Genomic DNA, 20,450 nt, shown 5'->3' with positions numbered 1-20,450 from the left:
GTTTTTTATATTTAAATTAAAATAGGGGGAATGAACATGATTGAAGGAGGATTTTTGTACCTTGGTGTGGTCGTTGGCCTGGCGGGTTTGATCGCCTACTTCGAATCGAGCACCAAGAGCAAGTTCTTTAAGTATGTGCCAGGTATTGTATTGATTTATTTTAGCGGCGCAATCTTGAAAACAAGCGGCATTATCGGAGAGACGGAGTCGATTGATTCGACGTATGGTTCAGTAAGAGATGCTTTATTACCGATGTTAATTTTATTAATGTTATTGAACTGTGACTTAAGAAAGCTAGTTAAACTTGGACCTAAAATGTTAATTGGCTACGTGGCGGCCTCATTTAGTATCATCCTCGGTTTCGTGCTCACCTTTTTAATGTTCCAGGGGTTATATGCACCTGAAACTTGGCAGGCTTTCGGAGCGCTGGCAGGAAGCTGGACGGGCGGATCAGCGAATATGGTGATTATTCAGGGGATCCTCGATGTGCCTGAGAACATATTCGGTTATGCTTTGATCATGGATACGGTCAATTATTCAACATGGGTCATGATTATGTTCTGGCTTGTTCCTTTTGCGACGGTTTTCAATAAATGGGCAAAGGCCGATACATCTCATCTTGATGAAATTACAGCTGATTTGAAGGAAGAACACGAGGAAAAACAGCAAAAGTCCATTTCATTTGTGCACATAATGGGTTTGATCTCTATCGCCATTTTTACTTCAGCCGTAGCTGCTAAATTTGGGGAGCTGCTTCCTGAATTCGGAACAGTAGTCAATGCAACAACGTGGACGATTTTCATTGTGTCTATTGTCGGGGTATTGCTTGCCATGACTCGAATTTCAAAGGTCCCTGGTTCAATGGATATAGCAAATGTATTGCTTTATATTGTGATCGCCTTAATTGCTTCCCGAGCTGACTTCACCCAGTTGTTCCAAGCGCCAATCTATATCGTATCTGGCTTCGTCATTTTAGCGATTCATGGATTGGTCCTTATGCTGGTAGCTAAGTTGTTTAAGATGGATCTCTTCACGTTAGGTGTGTCGAGCCTTGCGAATATTGGCGGTATGGCTTCAGCACCATTACTTGCAGGGACCTATCACAGGTCTTTAATTCCTATCGGGGTGTTAATGGCTCTCGCTGGTTCATTCCTTGGTACCTATTACGGATTACTTGTAGCAAAAATTCTATCATTCTTGTAGTAAAGAGGAGATATCGTTGTGAAGATTATTAATCTAGGCTGTAAGAAGCGATCAGTTAAACTGAAACAGCCATTTAAAACATCCCTAAGAAGCGTGACAGAGATTGATGTAGTAGATGTGCATATTGAATTGGAGAATGGCGTATCCGGATTGGGATCAGCTGCTTCTACTTGGCAAATTACTGGTGAATCATTGGAAGGGATCATGACTGCTGTTAACGGTCCGCTCAAGCAGGCTGTAATGAATAAAGAGATTCTTTTCCTTAACAAAGTGATTATGGATCTAGAGAAAAGCTGTGCGGGCAATACCAGTGCTAAAGCGGCAGTGGATATCGCTTTACATGATGCCTATTGCAAACTGTTTAACTTGCCGCTTTATGCGCTGCTTGGAGGTTATACAAACCAGCTGGAAACAGATATGACTGTCAGCATCGATGATCCCCGTGTGATGTATCAATCTGCAAGGGAAAAAGTGGCGGAAGGATTTAATGTATTAAAAATTAAGGTCGGCAATGATGAGAGACTAGATCTCCTTCGTATTGAAAAAGTACGAGAAGCAGCGGGTGATGATGTCTTGCTGCGACTGGACGCAAATCAAGGCTGGATTAGCAAGCAAGCTGTTCATATCATTCAATTTATGGAACGGGAGAAGTGGGGGATTGAGCTTGTAGAGCAGCCTGTCCCTGCCAATGACCTGGAAGGATTGAAATTCGTCAGGGACCACGTTTCAACTCCGATTATGGCGGACGAAAGTGTCTTTACCCCAAGAGATGCATCACGACTCGTCCAGCTTGGGGCAGTGGATCTCATAAATATTAAGTTAATGAAGTGTGGCGGAATTCGCCGTGCCTGGCAGATCGCTGATATGTGTGAAGCGGCAGGCATTCAATGCATGATCGGGAGCATGATGGAATCGATGGTTTCTGTAACAGCAGCAAGCCATCTGGCAGCTGCACATCCAAACATTACCTATTATGATTTAGATGCTCCTATATGGATGACTGATGAAAACATGAAGGGAGGTATGCAATTCGAAGGAAATAAGATTCACTTATCAGATGCCCCTGGGATTGGTTTTAACTAAAAAATTTGGAGGTGCTTTATCTTGATTAAGAAATGGACTATGTTCTTGTTAGCTCTTATTCTCGTGTCCTGCTTGTCTGCCCCATTAACATCACAGGCAGAGGAAGCTGTAAAGGGTGAAACGGCTTATGTCGATGTTTCCGTAGCAACCCTGTGGTCTGAGCCTGATATTACCCGTCCAGTTGATGAGCCGTCTGTAGGAAATCCAGTAGACATGTGGAAGTGGACGGAAAATATGACTCTGGACCAAAAGCTTTGGTTGGTCGGTAATTTGCAAACACAAGCCTTATACGGGCAGGAAGTCACGATCCTTGAGGAAAGCGGTGATTGGGTTAAAGTTGCTGTTCACGGTCAGCCGACACCGAAGAACGAACTAGGCTACCCTGCGTGGATGCCAAAAGTTCAGCTGGCAGATGAAAACCATTTTGCTGCATTAAAAGAGACTAAATCATTTGCACTTGTTACAGATACGACCGCATGGCTTTATGATGACAAACAACGCCAAGGTAAGTTTAAGGAAATCAGCTTTAATACGAAACTTCCAGTTGTGGCAGAAGTAGGGGAGATGACTCTTGTCGCAACACCGAGTGATGGCATGAAGTGGGTTGCTTCAGACTCTGTTTCTGTTTATGATTCACAGCAAGATATTCCTGATCCAACAGGGCAGGATCTAGTAGAGACAGGGAAGCAGTTTTTAGGATTGCCATACTTATGGGCGGGAGCATCAGGATTTGGTTTTGATTGTTCCGGTTTCACCCATACGATCTATAAGGCAAACGGTATAACGATTCCACGTGATTCCTCTGTACAGGCAACACACGGAACGCCTGTAGCTAAAGAGGACTTACAAAAAGGTGATCTATTGTTCTTTGCTTATAATGAAGGAGAGGGATCCGTGCACCATGTCGGGATGTATATCGGCGATGGAGAAATGATTCATTCTCCGAACTCCAGCAGTACAGTTGAGATCATTGAAGTTTTTGAATCAGACTACTACTCTTCTGAATTCTCCGGAGCCAGAAGATATATAGACTAATCTTATAGAATGGAAAAAACCCCCACCTCAGGTCATCCAAATACTGGATGACCTGAGGTGGGGGTAATTGGTTTATTTGTAAGTTAGAGTAATAGGTAAGCGATGGGTGTTACGATAATGATGGTGAGGATGGTGCGTTCGATCCAAATAACAAGCAGTTTTGGAATGCTTACTGGGATGTCTGTTGATAAGATGCAGGGAATAAGGGCTGAAAAGAACAGGATCGCTGAAACGGATACGGTAGCAATGACAAATTTTGTGATTAATGGAGCATCTGCTACTAATAAGGCAGGCAGAAACATTTCAGCGATTTCAATGGCTGATGCTTTGGCAGCCAGCATAGGTTCGGGTACTTGCATGATCCAAGTAAACGGATAAAAGATATAGCCCAGGATATCAAATACTGGTGTGAATTCAGCAAGGATTAACCCTAATAAACCAACGGAGAGGATAGATGGCAGGATGGCCATCGTCATGATAAAACCATCTTTTAAGTTCATCCATATATTTTTGCCAAAGGAAGGGGATTGCTCAGCTGCCTCCATGGCTTGTGCCCAGGCTGCTTGAAAACGATTTTTCTTGATGACTTTCTCTGGCTGTCCTTCTCCGTCAAAATATTCATCGCTTATTTTATTTAAAGGCCAAATGCGTACTGTTATGGCGGTCACTAAAAAAGTGACAAAAAGAGTGACCCAGAAATAGGTATTCCAGAGGTCCATCAGCCCAAGAGTTTTGGCTACGACAATCATGAAAGTAGCCGAAACGGTTGAGAATCCAGTTGCAATAATCGTTGCTTCTTTCACCGTGTATTTGCCTTACTTGAAAACACGATTGGTGATCAGAAGACCAATCGAATAACTTCCAACGAACGAAGCCACAGCATCAATCGCTGAGCGTCCCGGCGTTTTCCAAATTGGACGCATGACGGGCTGGAGCAGGACACCGATAAATTCCAGCAGCCCATATCCCACAAGCAAAGCGAGGAAGACGGCACCGATTGGAACGAGCAGTCCGACTGGAATAACTAGCTTTTCAAAAAGGAACGGGCCCATGTTAGGGGTGAATAACCAGGCCGGGCCAAAATTGAAAATCAGCATGGCAGCCACAGCAACACCGAACACTTTAAATAAAGATAGAACGATCGTAACAGCGTCTTTATTCCACGTACGATTGATAAAAGGGTAGACAGCCCCGAGAATAATGACGATGAATGCATAAAAAGGGACGAGGGACGTAAAGGTGCTCTGAATATATGTGACTATATGGTCAAGTGGAATAGAAGAAGTACCATTGATTGTAATGGGAATGAAAAAGGTGAAAATACCAATCAGGCTGAATACAAAAAACTTAATGACATGAGCCTTCGAAGGACCTGATGATTCGCTGTGAAAATCTTTTTGTAAAGACTCCATTCTTCCGCCTCCTATTATTTAATTATTCTGATAAATGATGTTAAAAAAAGGCGAAGTCACCTTCGCCTTCAGCGCTTGCAATAGCCTGTCAAAAATGACAGCATCGTATGCACAGCACTTTTAACGGCCATTTCTCCCATGTCTTTACGCGGGTCAAGGCAGACCATATCCATTGCCTTAACCTTTGGATGTTCCCCGGCAATTTGCACCGCTTCAAATAACTCCTCTGTGTACATCCCTCCAGGAGTTGCTGCAGGAGCAGCGGGATTATGAGTGATGTCCAAAACATCCATGTCGACTGTTAAGTAAATCGTGTCGACTACCTCGTTCAACTGCTCTAACGTTTGTTTGATAACTGTGTCTATTCCTTTTTTCCGTGTTTGTTTCATCGTTGTATAATGAACTCCTGTCTCATCTGCGTAATCTTTCAATTCTTTGGCATTAAAAAATCCATGCAAACCAATATTGTGAACGTGCTGGCCTTCGACGGTACCACTTTCGATCAAGTTGCGGATCGGTGTGCCATTTGCTGGACCAAATACATTCAAGTCACGTAAATCAAAATGGGTATCAAGCTGTAAAATACCAACTTTTTCTTCTGCGTGGGCTTGCTTCCAACCTTTAATCAACATCGCTGTAATTGAATGGTCCCCACCCATCACAACAGGCAATGTATGTGGGTGATGTTTCCTCATAGCAGTCATTGCCTGCCCGATTTGCTGGTGAGTATAAGCAATATCTGTTGCGTGCTGTTTCACATCTCCGAGGTCAATCGTTCTCAATGTGGCTAAATCAACATCCTCATCAAGGTTATACGTACCGAATGACTTCCATGCTTGACGCATGGCATCGGGGTTATCACTGGCAGCAGATGTACTGATTGATGATTTTGACAGCGGTACGCCCAGAATTGTCACATCGTAATCCTGCCAGTTGGGGAGGGAGTCCCCAACTGTTTCAATCCATTCATGTACTTTCAGATCTGCTGTTTTATCTGTTTGCTTCGTCCAGATCATGCTGGGCCGGTCTAACAGTGGATAAGGGTAGTCCGTCATTGCAACTGGCCTCCCACGACAAGGGGCTTACCAGCTTTAATGACTGTGTCCACGTGATTCATGCCGTATTGATAAGAAAGGGTAAGGTAGTTTGGTACATTAAAGATTGTTACATCTGCCTTTTTCCCTTTTTCTAAACTTCCTGACTCGTCAGCACAACCGATCGCATGTGCTGCATTAATCGTTGTTGCCGCTAACACCTCTTCCGGTGTCATGCCCATTTTCAAGCAGCCCAGGTTCATGATGAAAGGCAGGGAAATGGTTGGTGATGAACCAGGGTTTGCATCTGTTGAAAGAGCGACAGCAACTCCTGCATCAATCATTTTTCTTGCCTGAGCAAATTCTGCCATTAAGAAAAAGGCTGTACCTGGAAGCAGCACACCGACGACTCCTGCTTCCGCCATCTCTTTAATCCCTTTTTCAGACGCTTTCAAAAGATGATCGGCTGAGATTGCCCCGACGGATGCAGCCAATTCCGCCCCGCCATATGGTTCAATTTCGTCCGCATGAATTTTAGGAGTCAGCCCGTATTCTTTGCCTGCCTCTAAAATACGTCTAGATTGTTCTGGAGTAAAAACTCCTCGTTCACAAAAGACATCATTAAAGGTGGCGAGGTTCTTTTTAGCAACTTCAGGAATCATTTCATTGATAACGCGATCGACAAATGGTTCTGGGTTTGCTTTTTCATCCATTGGAATCGCATGGGCTCCCATAAATGTTGAAACGATGTCCATTGGGTGGCTCTCAGCAAGCTGTTGAGCCACTTCAAGCTGTTTCATTTCATGTTCAAGCGTCAGTCCATAGCCGCTTTTTGCCTCCACTGTGGTAACTCCGTGCAGCAAAAATTGATCAAGTCGTTTTCGCGATTGTTCATACAATTCTTCATGGCTAGCTGCCTGCGTAGCGCGAGTTGTTGCATGAATGCCGCCGCCAGACTCCATGATTTCCATGTAGGTCTTTCCTTTTAAGCGCATAGCATATTCATTTTCCCTTGTTCCAGCGTGGACAAGATGTGTATGAGGATCAATCAAACCTGGTGTGACGACTTTTCCTGTTGCATCAATATGTTGATCAGGATTTACAGAGTTCTGATATTTATCGTGTATTTCCTCGGTGGACCCTGCTTCTACAACTACCCCATCTTCCATATAAAGGGCGCCGTTTTCAATCACCTCTAGCTGAGACATGGCTTCTTTCCTTGCCGGCTGTTCGGAGTGTCCAGCCATGGTTATTAATTGTGCAGCATTCGTTATAAGCAACTTTTGTGTCATATAAAAAATCTCCCTTCGATTATTTCTTCAGCATCGGTACTTGAATGCCTTTTTCTTTAGCGGTCTGTTCAGCCAGCTCGTAGCCAGCATCTACGTGCCGCACGACCCCCATCCCTGGATCTGTTGTTAAAACACGTTCCAGACGCTGCTCGGCATCCTTCGTTCCATCAGCAACAATGACCATTCCGGCGTGAAGGGAATAGCCCATACCAACACCACCGCCATGGTGGACGCTAACCCAGCTGGCTCCGCCTACACTATTAATCATTGCATTTAAAATAGGCCAATCAGCTACTGCATCACTGCCGTCTTTCATGGCTTCTGTTTCCCTGTTCGGGGAAGCAACAGAGCCAGAGTCAAGGTGGTCGCGGCCGATTACAATCGGTGCACTTAACTCACCACTCGCTACCATGTCATTGATAATTTTTCCAAATCTAGCACGTTCCCCGTAGCCGAGCCAGCAAATTCGGGAAGGCAGTCCCTGGAAGCTGATTTTCTCACGTGCCATCCGAATCCAATTACATAAATGTTCATTGTCACTAAATTCTCGTAAAATGACTTCATCTGTTTTATAGATATCCTCCGGGTCACCAGATAAGGCTACCCATCGGAAAGGTCCTTTTCCTTCACAGAATTGTGGACGAATGTAAGCTGGGACGAAACCTGGGAAATCAAAGGCGTTTTCTACACCTTCATCCTTAGCCACTTGACGGATGTTGTTGCCATAGTCAAACGTAATGGCTCCTTGTTTCTGCATGTCGAGCATCGCCTTAACATGCGCAGCAATACTACGTTTTGACAGTTTAATATATTCCGCAGTGTCAGCGGCACGCAGTTCATCAGCCGCTGAAAGGCTCATATCCACCGGAACATAGCCGTTCAATGGATCGTGGGCTGAGGTTTGGTCTGTTAAGGCATCTGGAATGAATCCTTTGGCAATCATTTCAGGCAAAAGCTCTGCTGCATTACCTAGCAGACCGATGGATAGGGCCTTACCCTGATCGCGAGCTTCTTCAGCTAGTTTGATTGCTTCATCAAGATTATCAGTGGACGTATCCAAGTATTTTGTATCTAAACGTCGTTGGATTCGATGCTGATCGATTTCAATCGCAATACATACACCTCCATTTAACGTAACCGCTAATGGCTGTGCTCCGCCCATGCCGCCAAGACCAGCTGTTAACGTTATGGTGCCTTGCAAACTGCCATTGAAGTGTTGTCTGGCACATTCTGCAAAGGTTTCATACGTACCTTGTAAGATGCCCTGACTACCGATGTAAATCCAACTTCCTGCTGTCATTTGGCCGTACATCATTAACCCTTTTTGGTCAAGTTCGTGAAAATGATCCCAATTTGCCCAGGCAGGGACTAGATTAGAGTTCGCAATCAACACTTTCGGAGCATCCTTGTGAGAGCGAAAGACAGCTACCGGTTTCCCTGATTGAATCAGTAAGGTCTCATCTTCCTCAAGCTTCTTCAAAGAGTCTACAATGGCTTCAAAAGACTCCCAATTTCGAGCTGCTTTGCCAATCCCGCCGTAGACAACGAGGTCTTCTGGTTTTTCCGCTACATCTGGATGCAGGTTGTTGCTCAGCATGCGTAAAGCCGCCTCCTGTATCCACCCCTTTGTGTGTAATTCTGTTCCGCTATATTGTTGTACCTTTCCTGATTTCGTTTCAGACATAATTTTCATCCTTTCGATTTGAGTTTTCTGATAATTTTATGGTACCAACAGTTTGCATATGAAAATAGGTGGCTGCCTTTTGAATTAGTGTATAAATATTCGATAATTGTAAAGATATTATTTAAAACGCTTTCATTTAATGAAAAATATTTTTGAATCTATATAAATATTAGATTTGAGTAAAGGGAGCTGCTTTACGTTACCCATATAAAATGCAAAACAAAGACCCCTCGGGGCTGAGGAGTCTTTGTCAAAGCAAGTTATGTATGTTGAGGAAGCCATTTAATGCATTCTTCGATACTCACGCGGTGTCTGACCCGTAGTTGATTTAAATACTCGACTAAAATAATTTGGATTAGTAAACCCCGTTTCCCGAGCAATGTGCTGAATAGAATCGTCTGAGGAAGCCAGCAATTCTTTCGCTTTTTGTATACGAATATAGCTTAATATCTCTCGGAAAGATCGCCCGTACTTGCTCGATAAAATATGGCTGAAATAAGAAGGACTGCGATGAACGTGCTTCGCAACCTCTGTAAGAGAAAGGGATGGATTTTCAAAGTGATCTTCCATATAATTAATCGCTTCTTCAACAACATCCACATTTGCCGTTAACGATTTGTCTGAGATAGATTGTATTAAATCATTTATAAATAAGATCATATCTTGAACAATTCGATAAAGGACCGGACTGTACAAAATAATATCAAACACTTGTCTGTATTTTTCCTCGCTGACAGAGTCCGTAATTCCTTTTCGGATCATAAAGCGGCGTACTTGAGCGAGAATGCTTGTTAAACGAGTCCGCAGCAGTCCAGGATCAGGGAAAGGCGGTTCCATACCAAAGAATTGATCGTACATCCATTCCTTGATGTCATCCCTGTTTCCTTCGTCAAGCATATATACCCAATTGCGCTGCTCTTCCATGGTTAGGAAAGGGTCCATATCTCGCCAATCATGGTGGAAGGAACTTAATACTTGTTGGTAGCCTGTGAAAAAGGTAGTTTCCATGATTTTGCGTAGCTTCATATAGACTTGATGAAGGGATTCTGAGCCTTGTTCTGCGTGGACAGCGATAACTAATGGCCTGCCAGCGAAACGCTCCCATTCTCGTAAAAAGCGTTGAGCCTGCTCAATAGGTTCTGGTAACATTTCTTGGAAAACGAGTGCAACCTGTTCACTCGTTGAGAACACTAATGGTTCATAATAAAAGTCAAACTGCTCAATAAATATACGTAAGCCAGCTAAATCAGATATGTACTCTGGTTTGATTAAATACACAGGGTGATGAAAAGGAAGATTTTCATCAATGAATAATGATTCGTAACGTACAGCCTGTCTTAAATCCGTATCATACGATTGTGAGTTGGGTCTGGACAGGTTACGGAGAGCTTGTTGTAGCGTGTGCTTGACTCGTGAGGGAGACAACGGTTTTACCCACAAGTCTTCAGCAGCGATCTCCATTGCCTGCATGGCTCGTTCAAAAGTGGGTTCGGCAGTTACAGCAATGACCCTTCCCGCATAACGTTCGATAAATACCTTGACTATTTCCCACTTATCCTCTGGAATCATATCAAGCTCCAGGCAAAATATATCGGGTTGTTGATTCTCTAAAGTGTTTAATACATCCACCAGCTGATCTGCTAATCTAGTATCAGTGATAGGGAAAGAATATTTAGTAATCAGCCACTCTAACCCAACAAGCTCCTGCTTGTCTCGATCCGCAATGAGCAGTTTGTACATAGACAACGCCGCCTTTCCAATCTACTACCCCCATTTTAACGCACTACAACCACATTCACACACATGGATAAAACTTCCACCTCAGGTCATCCAGAATTTGGATGACCTGAGGTGGAAGTATTATCCAAAGATCAGCATAAATCGATAAGCTTGATAGCAGGATATGGATTGAACTAAAATGGAATAATACTACTAAGGAGGTTTTATTAATGGCTAAAGCAATTAATGCCGAAGAGTATGCAGAACTCACTAAAAACATGAGTCAACCGATTGTACTTGAATTTGGTGCGGATTGGTGACCAGGCTGTCGTCAATTGGGGCCGGTGGTCTCAAGCGTATCTGAACAGCTCGATGATGTTGACTTTTACTACGTGGATGTAGATCAAGCATCAGATCTAGCTGGACAGTTTGGAGTACAAAGTATTCCAACCTTAATATTGATTAAAGATGGAGAAGAAGTGGATCGTTCTGTCGGCTTTGCCCCGGAAGAACAGGTAAAAGAGTTCGCTCATTCTTAATAAAGGTAAAAAGCAGACACCCCCATTCCTACTTGGGGGTGCCTGCTTTTTCAATTAGTTCCTTTCAGTGATCTAGCAAGGTAAAGCGGTATCCCTTTTCTCTTATCGCCTTGATCAATTCCGGTAAAACTTCAACCGTTTGTTTTAGCTCATGCATAAGAAGAACTGCTCCGTCTTCGAGATGATCGATGACGTTTGTCATGATTTGCTGAGGGTCTTCTTTTAGTTCCCAATCGATCGATGCAATCCTCCACATCACAGGTGTTACGTTCAACTGCTTGGCGGCTTCAATCGTATCAGCGTTATATTGGCCGAACGGCGGGCGAAAATACTCGATTTTACTCCCTGTAATCCGCTCAATCTTTGTTATACTGTTTTGAATTTCCTCAAATTGCTTTTCATAAGGGAGCTTAACCAAATTAGGGTGCTTTGTAGTATGTGAGCCAATGATATGTCCTTCCTGTAACACTCGTTTCCAGGGCCTTTCTGAATAAAGGAGACGAGATTGCCAGAAGAAAATTGCTGGCACGTCTTCGGCCTCTAGGATATCAAGTATTTGTGTCAATACTTTGCTTGGCCCATCATCAAAGGTTAACACCACTGACTTTTCAGCTTTACTTTGGACAGAAGTGATAACATCTGTATCTTGAGAGTCGTACACGACCCTTGAACAGTCGACTACTCATGGACTTTTAATCATAGATTGGTCCTCCTTTTGTATAAATCGTTATCAAGTTAAAAGATGATCTGATGATTCGTATGTTTCCTCATAGTAACTCTCAGTGAATTCCTCAGGATTGCCATCGAAAATAAGCTTCCCATCTTTAAGTGCTAAAAGCCTTGTCGCATACCGCTTGGCCAGGCCAATATCATGTACGTTTATGATGGTGAGTAAGCCAAGCCGTTGATGCATCTCTTTCAGCAATATGAAAATATGATTAGATGTGCCAGGATCCAGACTGGCTACAGGTTCATCACCTAGTAGAATCCTTGGCCGCTGCACGATCGCACGAGCAATACCGACCCTTTGTTTCTGACCCCCGCTTAATCGTTCTACCCTGCGGTCCATCATGTCAGAGAGTCCGACTTCGGAAATGACACGTTTAGCTTGTTCTAGTTCGTCAGCTGAAAATAGCCCGAGCAGGTTCTTAACATTACTGCGGTATCCAAAGATTCCGGTTAAGACATTTTGGATGACGCTCATGCGCGGGATCAGGTTAAAATGTTGAAAAACCATCCCCATTTCCAACCTTACCTGACGCAATTGTTCTTCACTCATATTGGATATCTGCTTTCCATCTAACTTAACTTCACCCTGTGTTAGCTGCTGTAATCCATTTATGCAACGAATGAACGTAGACTTCCCAGCGCCGCTCTTACCAAGGATGCAGATAAAGTCTCCTTTTTCAAAGGTTAGATCAATATCTGAAAGTGCATCATGCTTAGCTCCTGGATAGCGGACGGAAACGTTATTCATCTCAATCATTAGCCGGCCTCCTCTCTAAATAGACCGTACCCATCTAACTATCATAATGAGCAGGTAATTCTTTAAATAACCTTGTTTCTAATATACCCTCCAAAGAAATCAACGATGATCACCATAATCATAATGATCAGCACATCAAGGGAAACGGATTGGTATTGAAAGGTCTTAAAATCGTTAAATAAACGTTGACCAATCCCTCCACCGCCAATAAACCCTAAAATGAGTGACGTGCGGATCGCGACTTCAAATCGGTAGAAATAATGGGATAACACATTAGGCCAAATTTGCGGCAAGATGCTGAAGAGTGAAACAATCCACCCCTTTGCTCCCACGGCCTTCATAGCTTCTTGGGGACCAGGATCAGCGGCTTCGATTAATTCTGAAATGAGTTTCCCTAATACACCGATGTTATGAAGCATGATAGCGATGACGGCAGGGAAAGGACCGAGCCCTAGCGCTGTCAATAAAATTAGTCCAAACACAATTTCAGGTATAGACCGGATGAAACTTAAGAATACCCGCCAAAAGTGATAAATAATAGGGGAGGGTGCTGTGTTTCGCGCAGCTATAAAGCTTATAGGCAAGGCAATTAATAAACCCAATAAACTTCCTAGAAATGCCATAGCTAAGGTTTGCAATGTATCCCTGACTATTCCTGATAGGTTCGAAAAGTTAATCGGAAACCATTGTGACATGAAATCAATCATATTACGGAAGTCTTTAAATTTAGTTACATCAAATTCTGTCAGCTTCATACTGAAATAAATAAATATACTAAGAAGTATAATGGTTAGGATGTTGCGTTTTTTAAACCACATTATGATCAACTCTACTCTTCAATAATTCCTTGTTTAAGGGCAGCTTGCCTGATGTTCTTATAATCGTCATTGCTTGCTTTTGTAAAACCAGTGGCACCGAATGCGTCAAGAATCTCTTGATCCTCTATGGAGAGAAAAGCTTCTTGAAGCTTCTGGATGGTCTCTTGATCTGTATCTTTGTGGACAGCCCAAGGGTATTGAAAAATCTTGTCGGATTCCCAAATGACCCGGAGCTGTTTATCATCTATTTTCCCTGATTCAACCAACTGATGGAAAATGGCGCTATCTATAGCAGCAGCGTCCACTTGCTTATTTTGGACAGCTAAAGCGGATGCATCATGCGAGCCAGTGTAACGAACTGATTTAAATTGGTTTTTTTCCATGCTTTGGTAAACCTCTCGCTGCTCTAATTCAATAGATGGGATTAAGGAGCCAGATGTTGAATTTGGGTCACCAAAGGCAAAGGCAACTTCTTCAGGATTTTGCAGCATTTCATCTAAGGAATTCCATGGATGGTCGCTATGTGTGATGATATAGGAATGGTAAAAAGGCTCTCCGTCAATTAGTTGAGTAATAATGGCCTTCGCACCGCTCTTTTCATGGGCAATGACATACGTTAGCGGCCCTAGATAAGCCATATCAATTTTATCGTAGTTCATGGCTTCCACAACACCGTTATAGTCTGGGTAGACTTCAATATTTACTTGACGATTCAATTTCTCATTTAGCAGAGATTGAAGCTTATTCATCGCATTATCCATCGCGCCTTCTGTCTGAGCAGGAATAACACCGATCGTAAAGTTCTTTCCAGATTGGCTTTCTTCAGATTGATCTTGGCTGGATTGGTCACTGCCCTCACCACATGCGGTTATGAACAGCACTAGAGTAAATGCGAAGACTACCATAATCCATTTTTTCATTCTGTTCACCTCATTAGATAGAAATAAGTTCTGATTGAGATTCTGCATTTTAAAAATAAGGACTCGAGTTGAGTCCTTATTTTAAATAACATGGATTCGTCCTTTATTTTCACTAGTCACTTCACCAATAATGGCGGACTGGACGTGATTATCTTTTAGTTCTTGTTGTAATGATTCAGCTTCGGCTTCAGGGACGGAAATAAGGAGGCCGCCGGAAGTTACGGCATCACAGAGAATCAGTTGATCGATTTCACTGACAGATGGCTCATAATCAATATTCTCAGCAAGCCATTGATGATTCTTACGAGTACCGCCGGGGATAATATTTTGTTCAGCAAGCTCTCTTGTCTTGGACAAAACGGGAACATCCTTGCTTGAGACCGTGACTCCAACTTGGCTTCCTTTGGCGATTTCAAGCGTGTGGCCGAGCAGTCCAAAACCAGTAACATCGGTACAAGCATGTACAGTATAGCCTTCCATGCTCTCGGCAGCTTTTTTGTTTAACTCTGCCATGACGTTCATCACTTCATTCAATTCATCATTGTTCAACAAATCTTTCTTTATGGCAGTAGTTAAAATCCCTACACCGATCGGCTTGGTTAAAATCAGACGGTCACCTGGCTGAGCCCCAGCATTGGCCCGTACACGTTCTGGATGAACGGTTCCGGTAACGGATAGACCAAACTTTGGCTCCTGATCGTCTATGGAGTGTCCGCCGACTAAGACGGCTCCAGATTCACTGACTTTGTCAGCAGCACCAGCCAGGATATCAGCTAAAATACTTTTATCTAACGTGTTGATAGGAAATCCGACGATGTTCATGACAGTGATCGGCTTTCCGCCCATTGCGTAAACATCACTAAGCGCATTAGCTGCTCCAATTTGGCCAAACATATAGGGGTCATCTACTATGGGTGTGAAATAGTCTAAAGTTTGAACTAAAGCCGTTTCCTCATTTATTTTATAGACTCCTGCGTCATCGGATGTTTCAAGTCCAACAAGTAAATTAGGATCAGCTACAGATTTTGGTAAGTGACGCAAAACTTGCGTCAGGTCTTCAGGACCAATTTTGCAGCCTCAACCACCTTTACTAGATAAAGAAGTTAGTTTTACGTTTTCTTGTCCAGCCATTGTACACGCTCCTTTCCCATATAAGTGAACAAAGATGGGCATGTTGCTCTATTCGATAATATTTTTATAAATTTTCACGAAAGCGTTAGCTTCATTTGTGTTTGAATGATGTTTGATAATATACTGTTTAGCTTGCTGCCCAATCCTTTGTATCATCTCGTTATTATTAATGATTTGCTCGCCATAATCAAGAAATTCGTTTGGGTTGTTATAAACAAAACCGGTTTTTTGATGTGTGACAATACTTTGATTCCCCGGGTTGTTCGAGACTAAAACAGGAAGACTATATCCCATGGCTTCTATAAGTGAAGAGGGCTGGCCTTCTGAATGGGAAGTGTTGAGCACAACATCTGCTCGTTGATAAATAGAACCCATGGTTGAATGAGGTACTTGCCCCAAGTATTGAACCCAATCATATTGTCGAACGAGTTCTTGTACAGTTTTCCCTTCTTCTGCTTCAATTATCGGTCCAACTAACCAAAGACGTACTCTCGGAAACTTATCATGAAGCTTTTGCATCATATCAATAGCCGCAGGAACATTTTTAACTTTCCTGATTCCTGCTGGCAGCACAAATAAAAATGTGTCTGCTTCTTTTTCGACAGGTGGGATCTCTTCTGAGAAATCACTGTTTCCTTGGGCAATGGTGAAAATTTTATCCTCTATTTCTGGTAATTCATTAATGATAATGCTTTTTGCTTTGTGATCAAATACGTGGATGGCCTCTGCCCCTCTTAATGATGCGAACACGTCCTTCCGCTTTTTTTCATCAAACAAATCATGATTGAGATCAGTTCCCGTAATCGTCACCATATACGGACCCGGTTTTTGATCTAGTTTTTTCATAAATTTGTAAAAATGATAAGCGTGGAAGCCGTGGACCAGGTCAGCTGGCGGGAGGGTTGTCCATTCCTTCTCGGTTGTTGAAATGATCTCTGTATCAATGGCTAGTTTCTCTAAACTGTTGGCAATTCTCTGAACGGTTACGGTGTTGCCCCGGGGTTGATGAAAATTTGGCGATGCCAGCAAGATTTTCAAGTGAATCATCCTTTAGTCTTTTGAAGAAAATCAGTCCTATTTTATCTATCCTTAGATCATAAAAAAAGATCGCCTGCGTGACGATCCATTTTGTTATGTATGGCGGGACTGTGTGGGAATCGAACCCACCGGAGACGGCACGCGCCTCCCTCAGGGTTTTGAAGACCCAGGGGAACACCAGTCACCCATCCAACCCCATATCAACCACATTATACATAGAGATCCCTTTAGAATTCAAGAAAATGGTCTGAGGGTGCAGGAATTGGTAACACAAATCGAAGAACTTGAACCTGTGGGCGTTCCTTATTAAGATAGAATTATTAGGTAAATACAGAAACGGGTGACGCAAATGAGTGACACGTATTTTACGATTGGCATGGCAGGGCATATTGACCATGGAAAAACGACATTGACCAAAGCATTAAGTCACATAGACACAGACCGTTTAAAGGAAGAAAAGGAACGGAGTATTTCGATCGAACTTGGCTATGCTCCCTTACGAATTGAAGAGGGGATAAACATTTCAATCGTTGATGTTCCGGGACACGAGCGGTTTATCCGGCAAATGATTGCGGGTGTTGCTGGTATTGATCTAGTCGTACTCGTGATTGCAGCAGATGAGGGGGTTATGCCGCAGACAACAGAGCATTTAGAAATACTGGAGTTCCTTGGAATAGAGCATTGTATTGTGGCCATTTCAAAAGTGGATCGTGTGGATGATGAGATGTTGGAGTTCGTCACTGAAGACATCAAAGATGGGCTTGCAGGGACAATTTTTCACGATGCTCCTTTTGTTTATGTGGATGGTATATCAGGTAAAGGGATAGACAACCTGAATCAAACGATTATCAGTGAATTAAAATTGGTGGAGAGCCGGGATGCTTACGGCTCATTTCGGCTGCCCGTTGACCAAGTCTTTACCGTACAGGGACAAGGTACAATTGTCAGGGGGACGATCTATGAAGGGATTGTTCAACAGGGAAGTCAGTTAAGACTGCTCCCCAAAGATCACAAAGTAAGAGCTCGGCAAATACAGGTTCATCATGAAGAACAGGACGTGGCGCGAGCTGGACAGAGAACGGCAATCAACCTTGGCGGAGTGGATAAAGAGGACGTTCATCGCGGCGATGTACTAGTTGCCTCAGACCATTTCCTCGTAACCCAAGCGATTGACGTGGCTCTTCAGTTTGTAGAAGCATTGCGTGCCCCGGTTAAGCAACGCATGCCAGTCAAAATTCATGTGGGAACCTCAGAGGTTATGGGGAGAATTGTTTTTTTTGACAGAAATGAAGTGAAACAGGCGGATGAAGAAGTTCTCTGCCAAATTCAACTTGATGAAGAAGTGGTTGTCCGACGCGGCGATCGTTTCATTTTGAGACGGCCGACTCCTGTAGAAACAATTGGTGGAGGCTGGGTTATTCAGCCTGAGGGCGGCAAATACCGTTTTGGTCAAGTAACCATTGATATGCTGCAAAATAAGAAGCAAAGCACCCCTAAAGATTTAATTGAAGATGTACTAAGCAAGCATACATTACTAGATGTTAAACAGCTGATCCAGCATACATCGCTAGACGAACATATTGTGAATCGTGTGGTTGCTGAGGGGATAGAAGCAGGGTATCTAATCGAAGTAAATAGGCAAAAATATGGGGTAACGAAAACATTTAATAAGGTTAAAGACGAAATCATATTTCGTCTTGAAAACTATCATCAGGAGCACCCTATGAGATTAGGCATTAGTAAGGCAGAGATTCTCCAGATGTTAAGCGGAATGTACTCAAAGGTGTTGGTTGAGTATAGTTTGAATCAATTAGTTAAAAAGGGTAACCTGGAAAAGGAAGACCAATTTGTTTCCTTATCGGAGTTTCATCCGCATTTACCTAAACAGTGGAAACAAAGGATGCTTGAGGTGATCTACAGCCTTGAAAGAGATGGGCTGACCGTAAAGAAGTGGGAGGATTATCTAACTGCCACTCCGCTATCAAAACATGAGGCCGATGAGTTAGCTGTATATCTTGTGCAAACCAAACAAGCTTTTCGAATTATGGATGATAGGCTTATCCATCGATCAGCACTCGACGCGGCTCTATCGAAATTGAAGAGTCAGACGGGCGAGACTTTCGATTTAAAAGAAGCAAAAGATACTCTTGATGTATCGAGAAAATATTTAATCCCATTTTTAGAACTGCTTGATCAGTTGAAAATAACAAAGCGCCAAGATAATGAACGAAAATGGATGGATAAAAAGTAAAAATTGGATGGAGGGACAAAATCATGAGTTACAAAGTTACGATAGAATTTTGCATGCAGTGAAACTACTCACCAAAAGCCGCAAGTTTTGCGGAACAATTGTTTACTCATTTTCGCACTGACATTACTTCAATGGAGCTGATCCCAAGTTCGGGGGGAGCTTTTGAAATTACCGTTAATGGCGAAAAGATTCATTCAAAGCTTGAAACGAAAGAATATCCTGAAGTCAATCAAATGATAGAAGTGATGGAGAAGCAAGCATAACCGTCAACAAGGTGCCTCATGAAGACTAGTTTGAGGCATCTTTTTTTTAGATGTTAGTTCTCAGGGATGTGTAATGGAGGCCTGAAAAATATGAAGCACTATTTAAGGAAGTTGCCGCCTGTTCATGAATTGCAAAAGAATGAACGATTTGAAAACATCCTATCTTCTTTTGCCATAACGAAGGACCAACTGACCGCATTTATTCAACAAGAAATTAATGACATAAGAAAAAAGGTACTAGACGGACAATTAACAGAAGAACTCTTCAATGGGGACATGGAGAACGTTATTTTTCGTAAAGTCGAAAAAAGATCAGCTCAATGGACGAAGGACCGTTTAACACGGGTTATCAATGGCACGGGTACAGTGTTACATACGAACTTAGGTCGATCCCGATTGAGTGAAAAGGCTGTGCAGCAGGTTGCGGACGTAGCTCGTAATTATTCTAACCTCGAATACCAAGTAGAGGAAGGCAAGCGAGGATCCCGGCATGATATTATTGAAGATTTGCTCAAAGAGGTAACGGGGGCAGAGGCAGCCATGGTAGTGAATAACAATGCTGCTGCCGTGTTCCTTGTATTAAGTGCGTTAGCTAAAGAACGGGAGGTCATTGTTTCCCGCGGCCAGCTCGTGGAAATCGGCGGATCATTTCGTGTCTCATCGATTATGGAAGAGAGCGGGGCTCGCTTGGTAGAAGTAGGCACAACGAATAAAACCCATTTGTTCGATTATAAAGAAGCCATAAATGAAGAAACGGCTATGATAATGAAAGTTCATACGAGTAATTTTATGACAGTTGGTTTTACAGAAGCAGTAGCCACAGAAGATCTGGTTGCTTTAAAAAATGAGAGAGACGTAGTTTTTTATGAAGATTTAGGGAGTGGCTCTCTTTTTGACTTTAAACAGCACGGAATAGGCGATGAACCTGTTGTGAAAGAAGTGATGAACTCGGGTGTTGATGTGATTTCTTTTAGTGGCGATAAATTGTTAGGTGGACCACAAGCAGGAATTATCGCAGGAAAGAAAGACATCATTCAAAAGTTGAAAAAACACCAATTAGCGAGGGTTTTGCGGGTAGATAAAATGACGTTTGCTGCATTAGAGCAAACGTTAAAGGCCTATGTATCAGGAAATTCGGCGACCAATGAACTCCCGACCGTGCGGGATGTCACAAGAAAAGCTGAAGATATAAAAAGACAAGCAGAGGTTTTTTCAAATGAGCTGCAGGCACGAACATCCTCCTATCAAGTAGATATTCGAGAAAGCACGTCCCAAGTAGGAGGGGGAACAATGCCTGGTGTCCATCTCTCTACCTTTATTGCCGCTGTCCAGCATGAATCTTTTTCAGCTCAAGAACTGGCGGCTAAATTAAGAGCACATACACCTGTCATCGTTACTCGAATTCAAAATGAACGAGTATGTGTTGACTTTCGAACCATCGTAGAAGAAGAAATGTCAGAGCTTATCGAAGGATTCGCTGCTATAGAGAAATAAACCTAAATTTTGCACATTCTATTCATTTCCACTTTATTTCCACCTCAG

General features: G+C 42.9%; 16 protein-coding genes, 1 tRNA gene and 2 pseudogenes. 7 read left to right on the top strand and 12 right to left on the bottom strand.

Annotated features, from left to right (window positions below; genetic code table 11):
* Positions 1–36: 36 nt before the first annotated feature.
* From G6R08_RS09720 to G6R08_RS09710, 3 genes are read left to right on the top strand one after another with little or no spacing between them, the layout of a single operon-like run.
* Complete coding sequence (locus G6R08_RS09720; protein ID WP_163527796.1) at positions 37–1,203, top strand: DUF819 family protein; 1,167 nt, start codon at positions 37–39, stop codon at positions 1,201–1,203.
* Positions 1,204–1,221: 18 nt separating this feature from the next.
* Positions 1,222–2,286, top strand: coding sequence for a dipeptide epimerase (locus G6R08_RS09715; RefSeq protein WP_163527795.1), 1,065 nt, complete (start codon positions 1,222–1,224; stop codon positions 2,284–2,286).
* 24 nt (positions 2,287–2,310) lie between these two features.
* Entirely contained in the window at positions 2,311–3,321 is a 1,011-nt protein-coding gene (locus G6R08_RS09710) for a C40 family peptidase (RefSeq protein WP_240339813.1), read from the top strand.
* An 83-nt stretch (positions 3,322–3,404) separates the two neighbouring features.
* Here G6R08_RS09710 and G6R08_RS09705 read toward each other — a convergent pair.
* The 5 genes and pseudogenes from G6R08_RS09705 to G6R08_RS09685 form a co-directional block, all read right to left on the bottom strand.
* Positions 3,405–4,733: pseudogene (locus G6R08_RS09705) on the bottom strand (YjiH family protein).
* 68 nt (positions 4,734–4,801) lie between these two features.
* Positions 4,802–5,788: an agmatinase family protein gene (locus tag G6R08_RS09700; protein WP_163527794.1), complete on the bottom strand. Its 987-nt coding sequence runs from the start codon at positions 5,786–5,788 to the stop codon at positions 4,802–4,804.
* Entirely contained in the window at positions 5,785–7,059 is a 1,275-nt protein-coding gene (hutI, locus tag G6R08_RS09695) for an imidazolonepropionase (RefSeq protein WP_163527793.1), read from the bottom strand. Before hutI ends, G6R08_RS09700 begins: the two co-directional genes overlap by 4 nt.
* A gap of 19 nt (positions 7,060–7,078) precedes the next feature.
* Complete coding sequence (gene hutU, locus G6R08_RS09690) at positions 7,079–8,743, bottom strand: urocanate hydratase (protein WP_205439413.1); 1,665 nt, start codon at positions 8,741–8,743, stop codon at positions 7,079–7,081.
* A 282-nt stretch (positions 8,744–9,025) separates the two neighbouring features.
* Complete coding sequence (locus G6R08_RS09685; protein WP_163527792.1) at positions 9,026–10,483, bottom strand: helix-turn-helix domain-containing protein; 1,458 nt, start codon at positions 10,481–10,483, stop codon at positions 9,026–9,028.
* 314 nt (positions 10,484–10,797) lie between these two features.
* On the opposite strand from G6R08_RS09685, the gene G6R08_RS22095 reads away from it, so the two are divergent.
* Complete coding sequence (locus G6R08_RS22095; protein WP_275897933.1) at positions 10,798–11,001, top strand: thioredoxin family protein; 204 nt, start codon at positions 10,798–10,800, stop codon at positions 10,999–11,001.
* Between the two features lie 64 nt (positions 11,002–11,065).
* Here the strand turns inward: G6R08_RS22095 and G6R08_RS09675 are convergent, their stop codons facing one another.
* The 7 genes from G6R08_RS09675 to G6R08_RS09645 form a co-directional block, all read right to left on the bottom strand.
* Complete coding sequence (locus tag G6R08_RS09675; RefSeq protein ID WP_205439412.1) at positions 11,066–11,662, bottom strand: polysaccharide deacetylase family protein; 597 nt, start codon at positions 11,660–11,662, stop codon at positions 11,066–11,068.
* A 69-nt stretch (positions 11,663–11,731) separates the two neighbouring features.
* Positions 11,732–12,487: a phosphonate ABC transporter ATP-binding protein gene (gene phnC / locus G6R08_RS09670; RefSeq protein ID WP_163527791.1), complete on the bottom strand. Its 756-nt coding sequence runs from the start codon at positions 12,485–12,487 to the stop codon at positions 11,732–11,734.
* 62 nt (positions 12,488–12,549) lie between these two features.
* On the bottom strand, positions 12,550–13,305 hold the full coding sequence (gene phnE / locus G6R08_RS09665) for a phosphonate ABC transporter, permease protein PhnE (RefSeq protein WP_163527790.1): 756 nt from the start codon (positions 13,303–13,305) through the stop codon (positions 12,550–12,552).
* Positions 13,306–13,316: 11 nt separating this feature from the next.
* Complete coding sequence (phnD, locus tag G6R08_RS09660) at positions 13,317–14,225, bottom strand: phosphate/phosphite/phosphonate ABC transporter substrate-binding protein (protein ID WP_163527789.1); 909 nt, start codon at positions 14,223–14,225, stop codon at positions 13,317–13,319.
* 81 nt (positions 14,226–14,306) lie between these two features.
* A complete protein-coding gene (gene selD, locus G6R08_RS09655; protein WP_205439411.1) occupies positions 14,307–15,356 on the bottom strand; it encodes a selenide, water dikinase SelD in 1,050 nt (349 codons plus the stop codon).
* 48 nt (positions 15,357–15,404) lie between these two features.
* Complete coding sequence (locus G6R08_RS09650; protein WP_240339683.1) at positions 15,405–16,403, bottom strand: glycosyltransferase; 999 nt, start codon at positions 16,401–16,403, stop codon at positions 15,405–15,407.
* Between the two features lie 91 nt (positions 16,404–16,494).
* Positions 16,495–16,591, bottom strand: a tRNA-Sec gene (locus G6R08_RS09645).
* Between the two features lie 152 nt (positions 16,592–16,743).
* On the opposite strand from G6R08_RS09645, the gene selB reads away from it, so the two are divergent.
* The 3 genes and pseudogenes from selB to selA all read left to right on the top strand — a co-directional run bounded on the left by selB (position 16,744) and on the right by selA (position 20,402).
* A complete protein-coding gene (selB, locus tag G6R08_RS09640) occupies positions 16,744–18,645 on the top strand; it encodes a selenocysteine-specific translation elongation factor (protein ID WP_163527787.1) in 1,902 nt (633 codons plus the stop codon).
* 74 nt (positions 18,646–18,719) lie between these two features.
* Positions 18,720–18,908: pseudogene (locus tag G6R08_RS09635) on the top strand (Rdx family protein); the annotation flags it as partial.
* A gap of 90 nt (positions 18,909–18,998) precedes the next feature.
* On the top strand, positions 18,999–20,402 hold the full coding sequence (selA, locus tag G6R08_RS09630; RefSeq protein ID WP_163527785.1) for an L-seryl-tRNA(Sec) selenium transferase: 1,404 nt from the start codon (positions 18,999–19,001) through the stop codon (positions 20,400–20,402).
* The last annotated feature ends 48 nt before the right edge of the window (positions 20,403–20,450 follow it).

This window comes from Halobacillus ihumii (genome assembly GCF_902726645.1).
Lineage (GTDB): Bacteria > Bacillota > Bacilli > Bacillales > Halobacillaceae > Halobacillus_A > Halobacillus_A ihumii.
The sequence above is the reverse complement of the archived record's forward strand: the minus strand, read 5'-3'. Positions and strand labels throughout refer to the sequence as shown.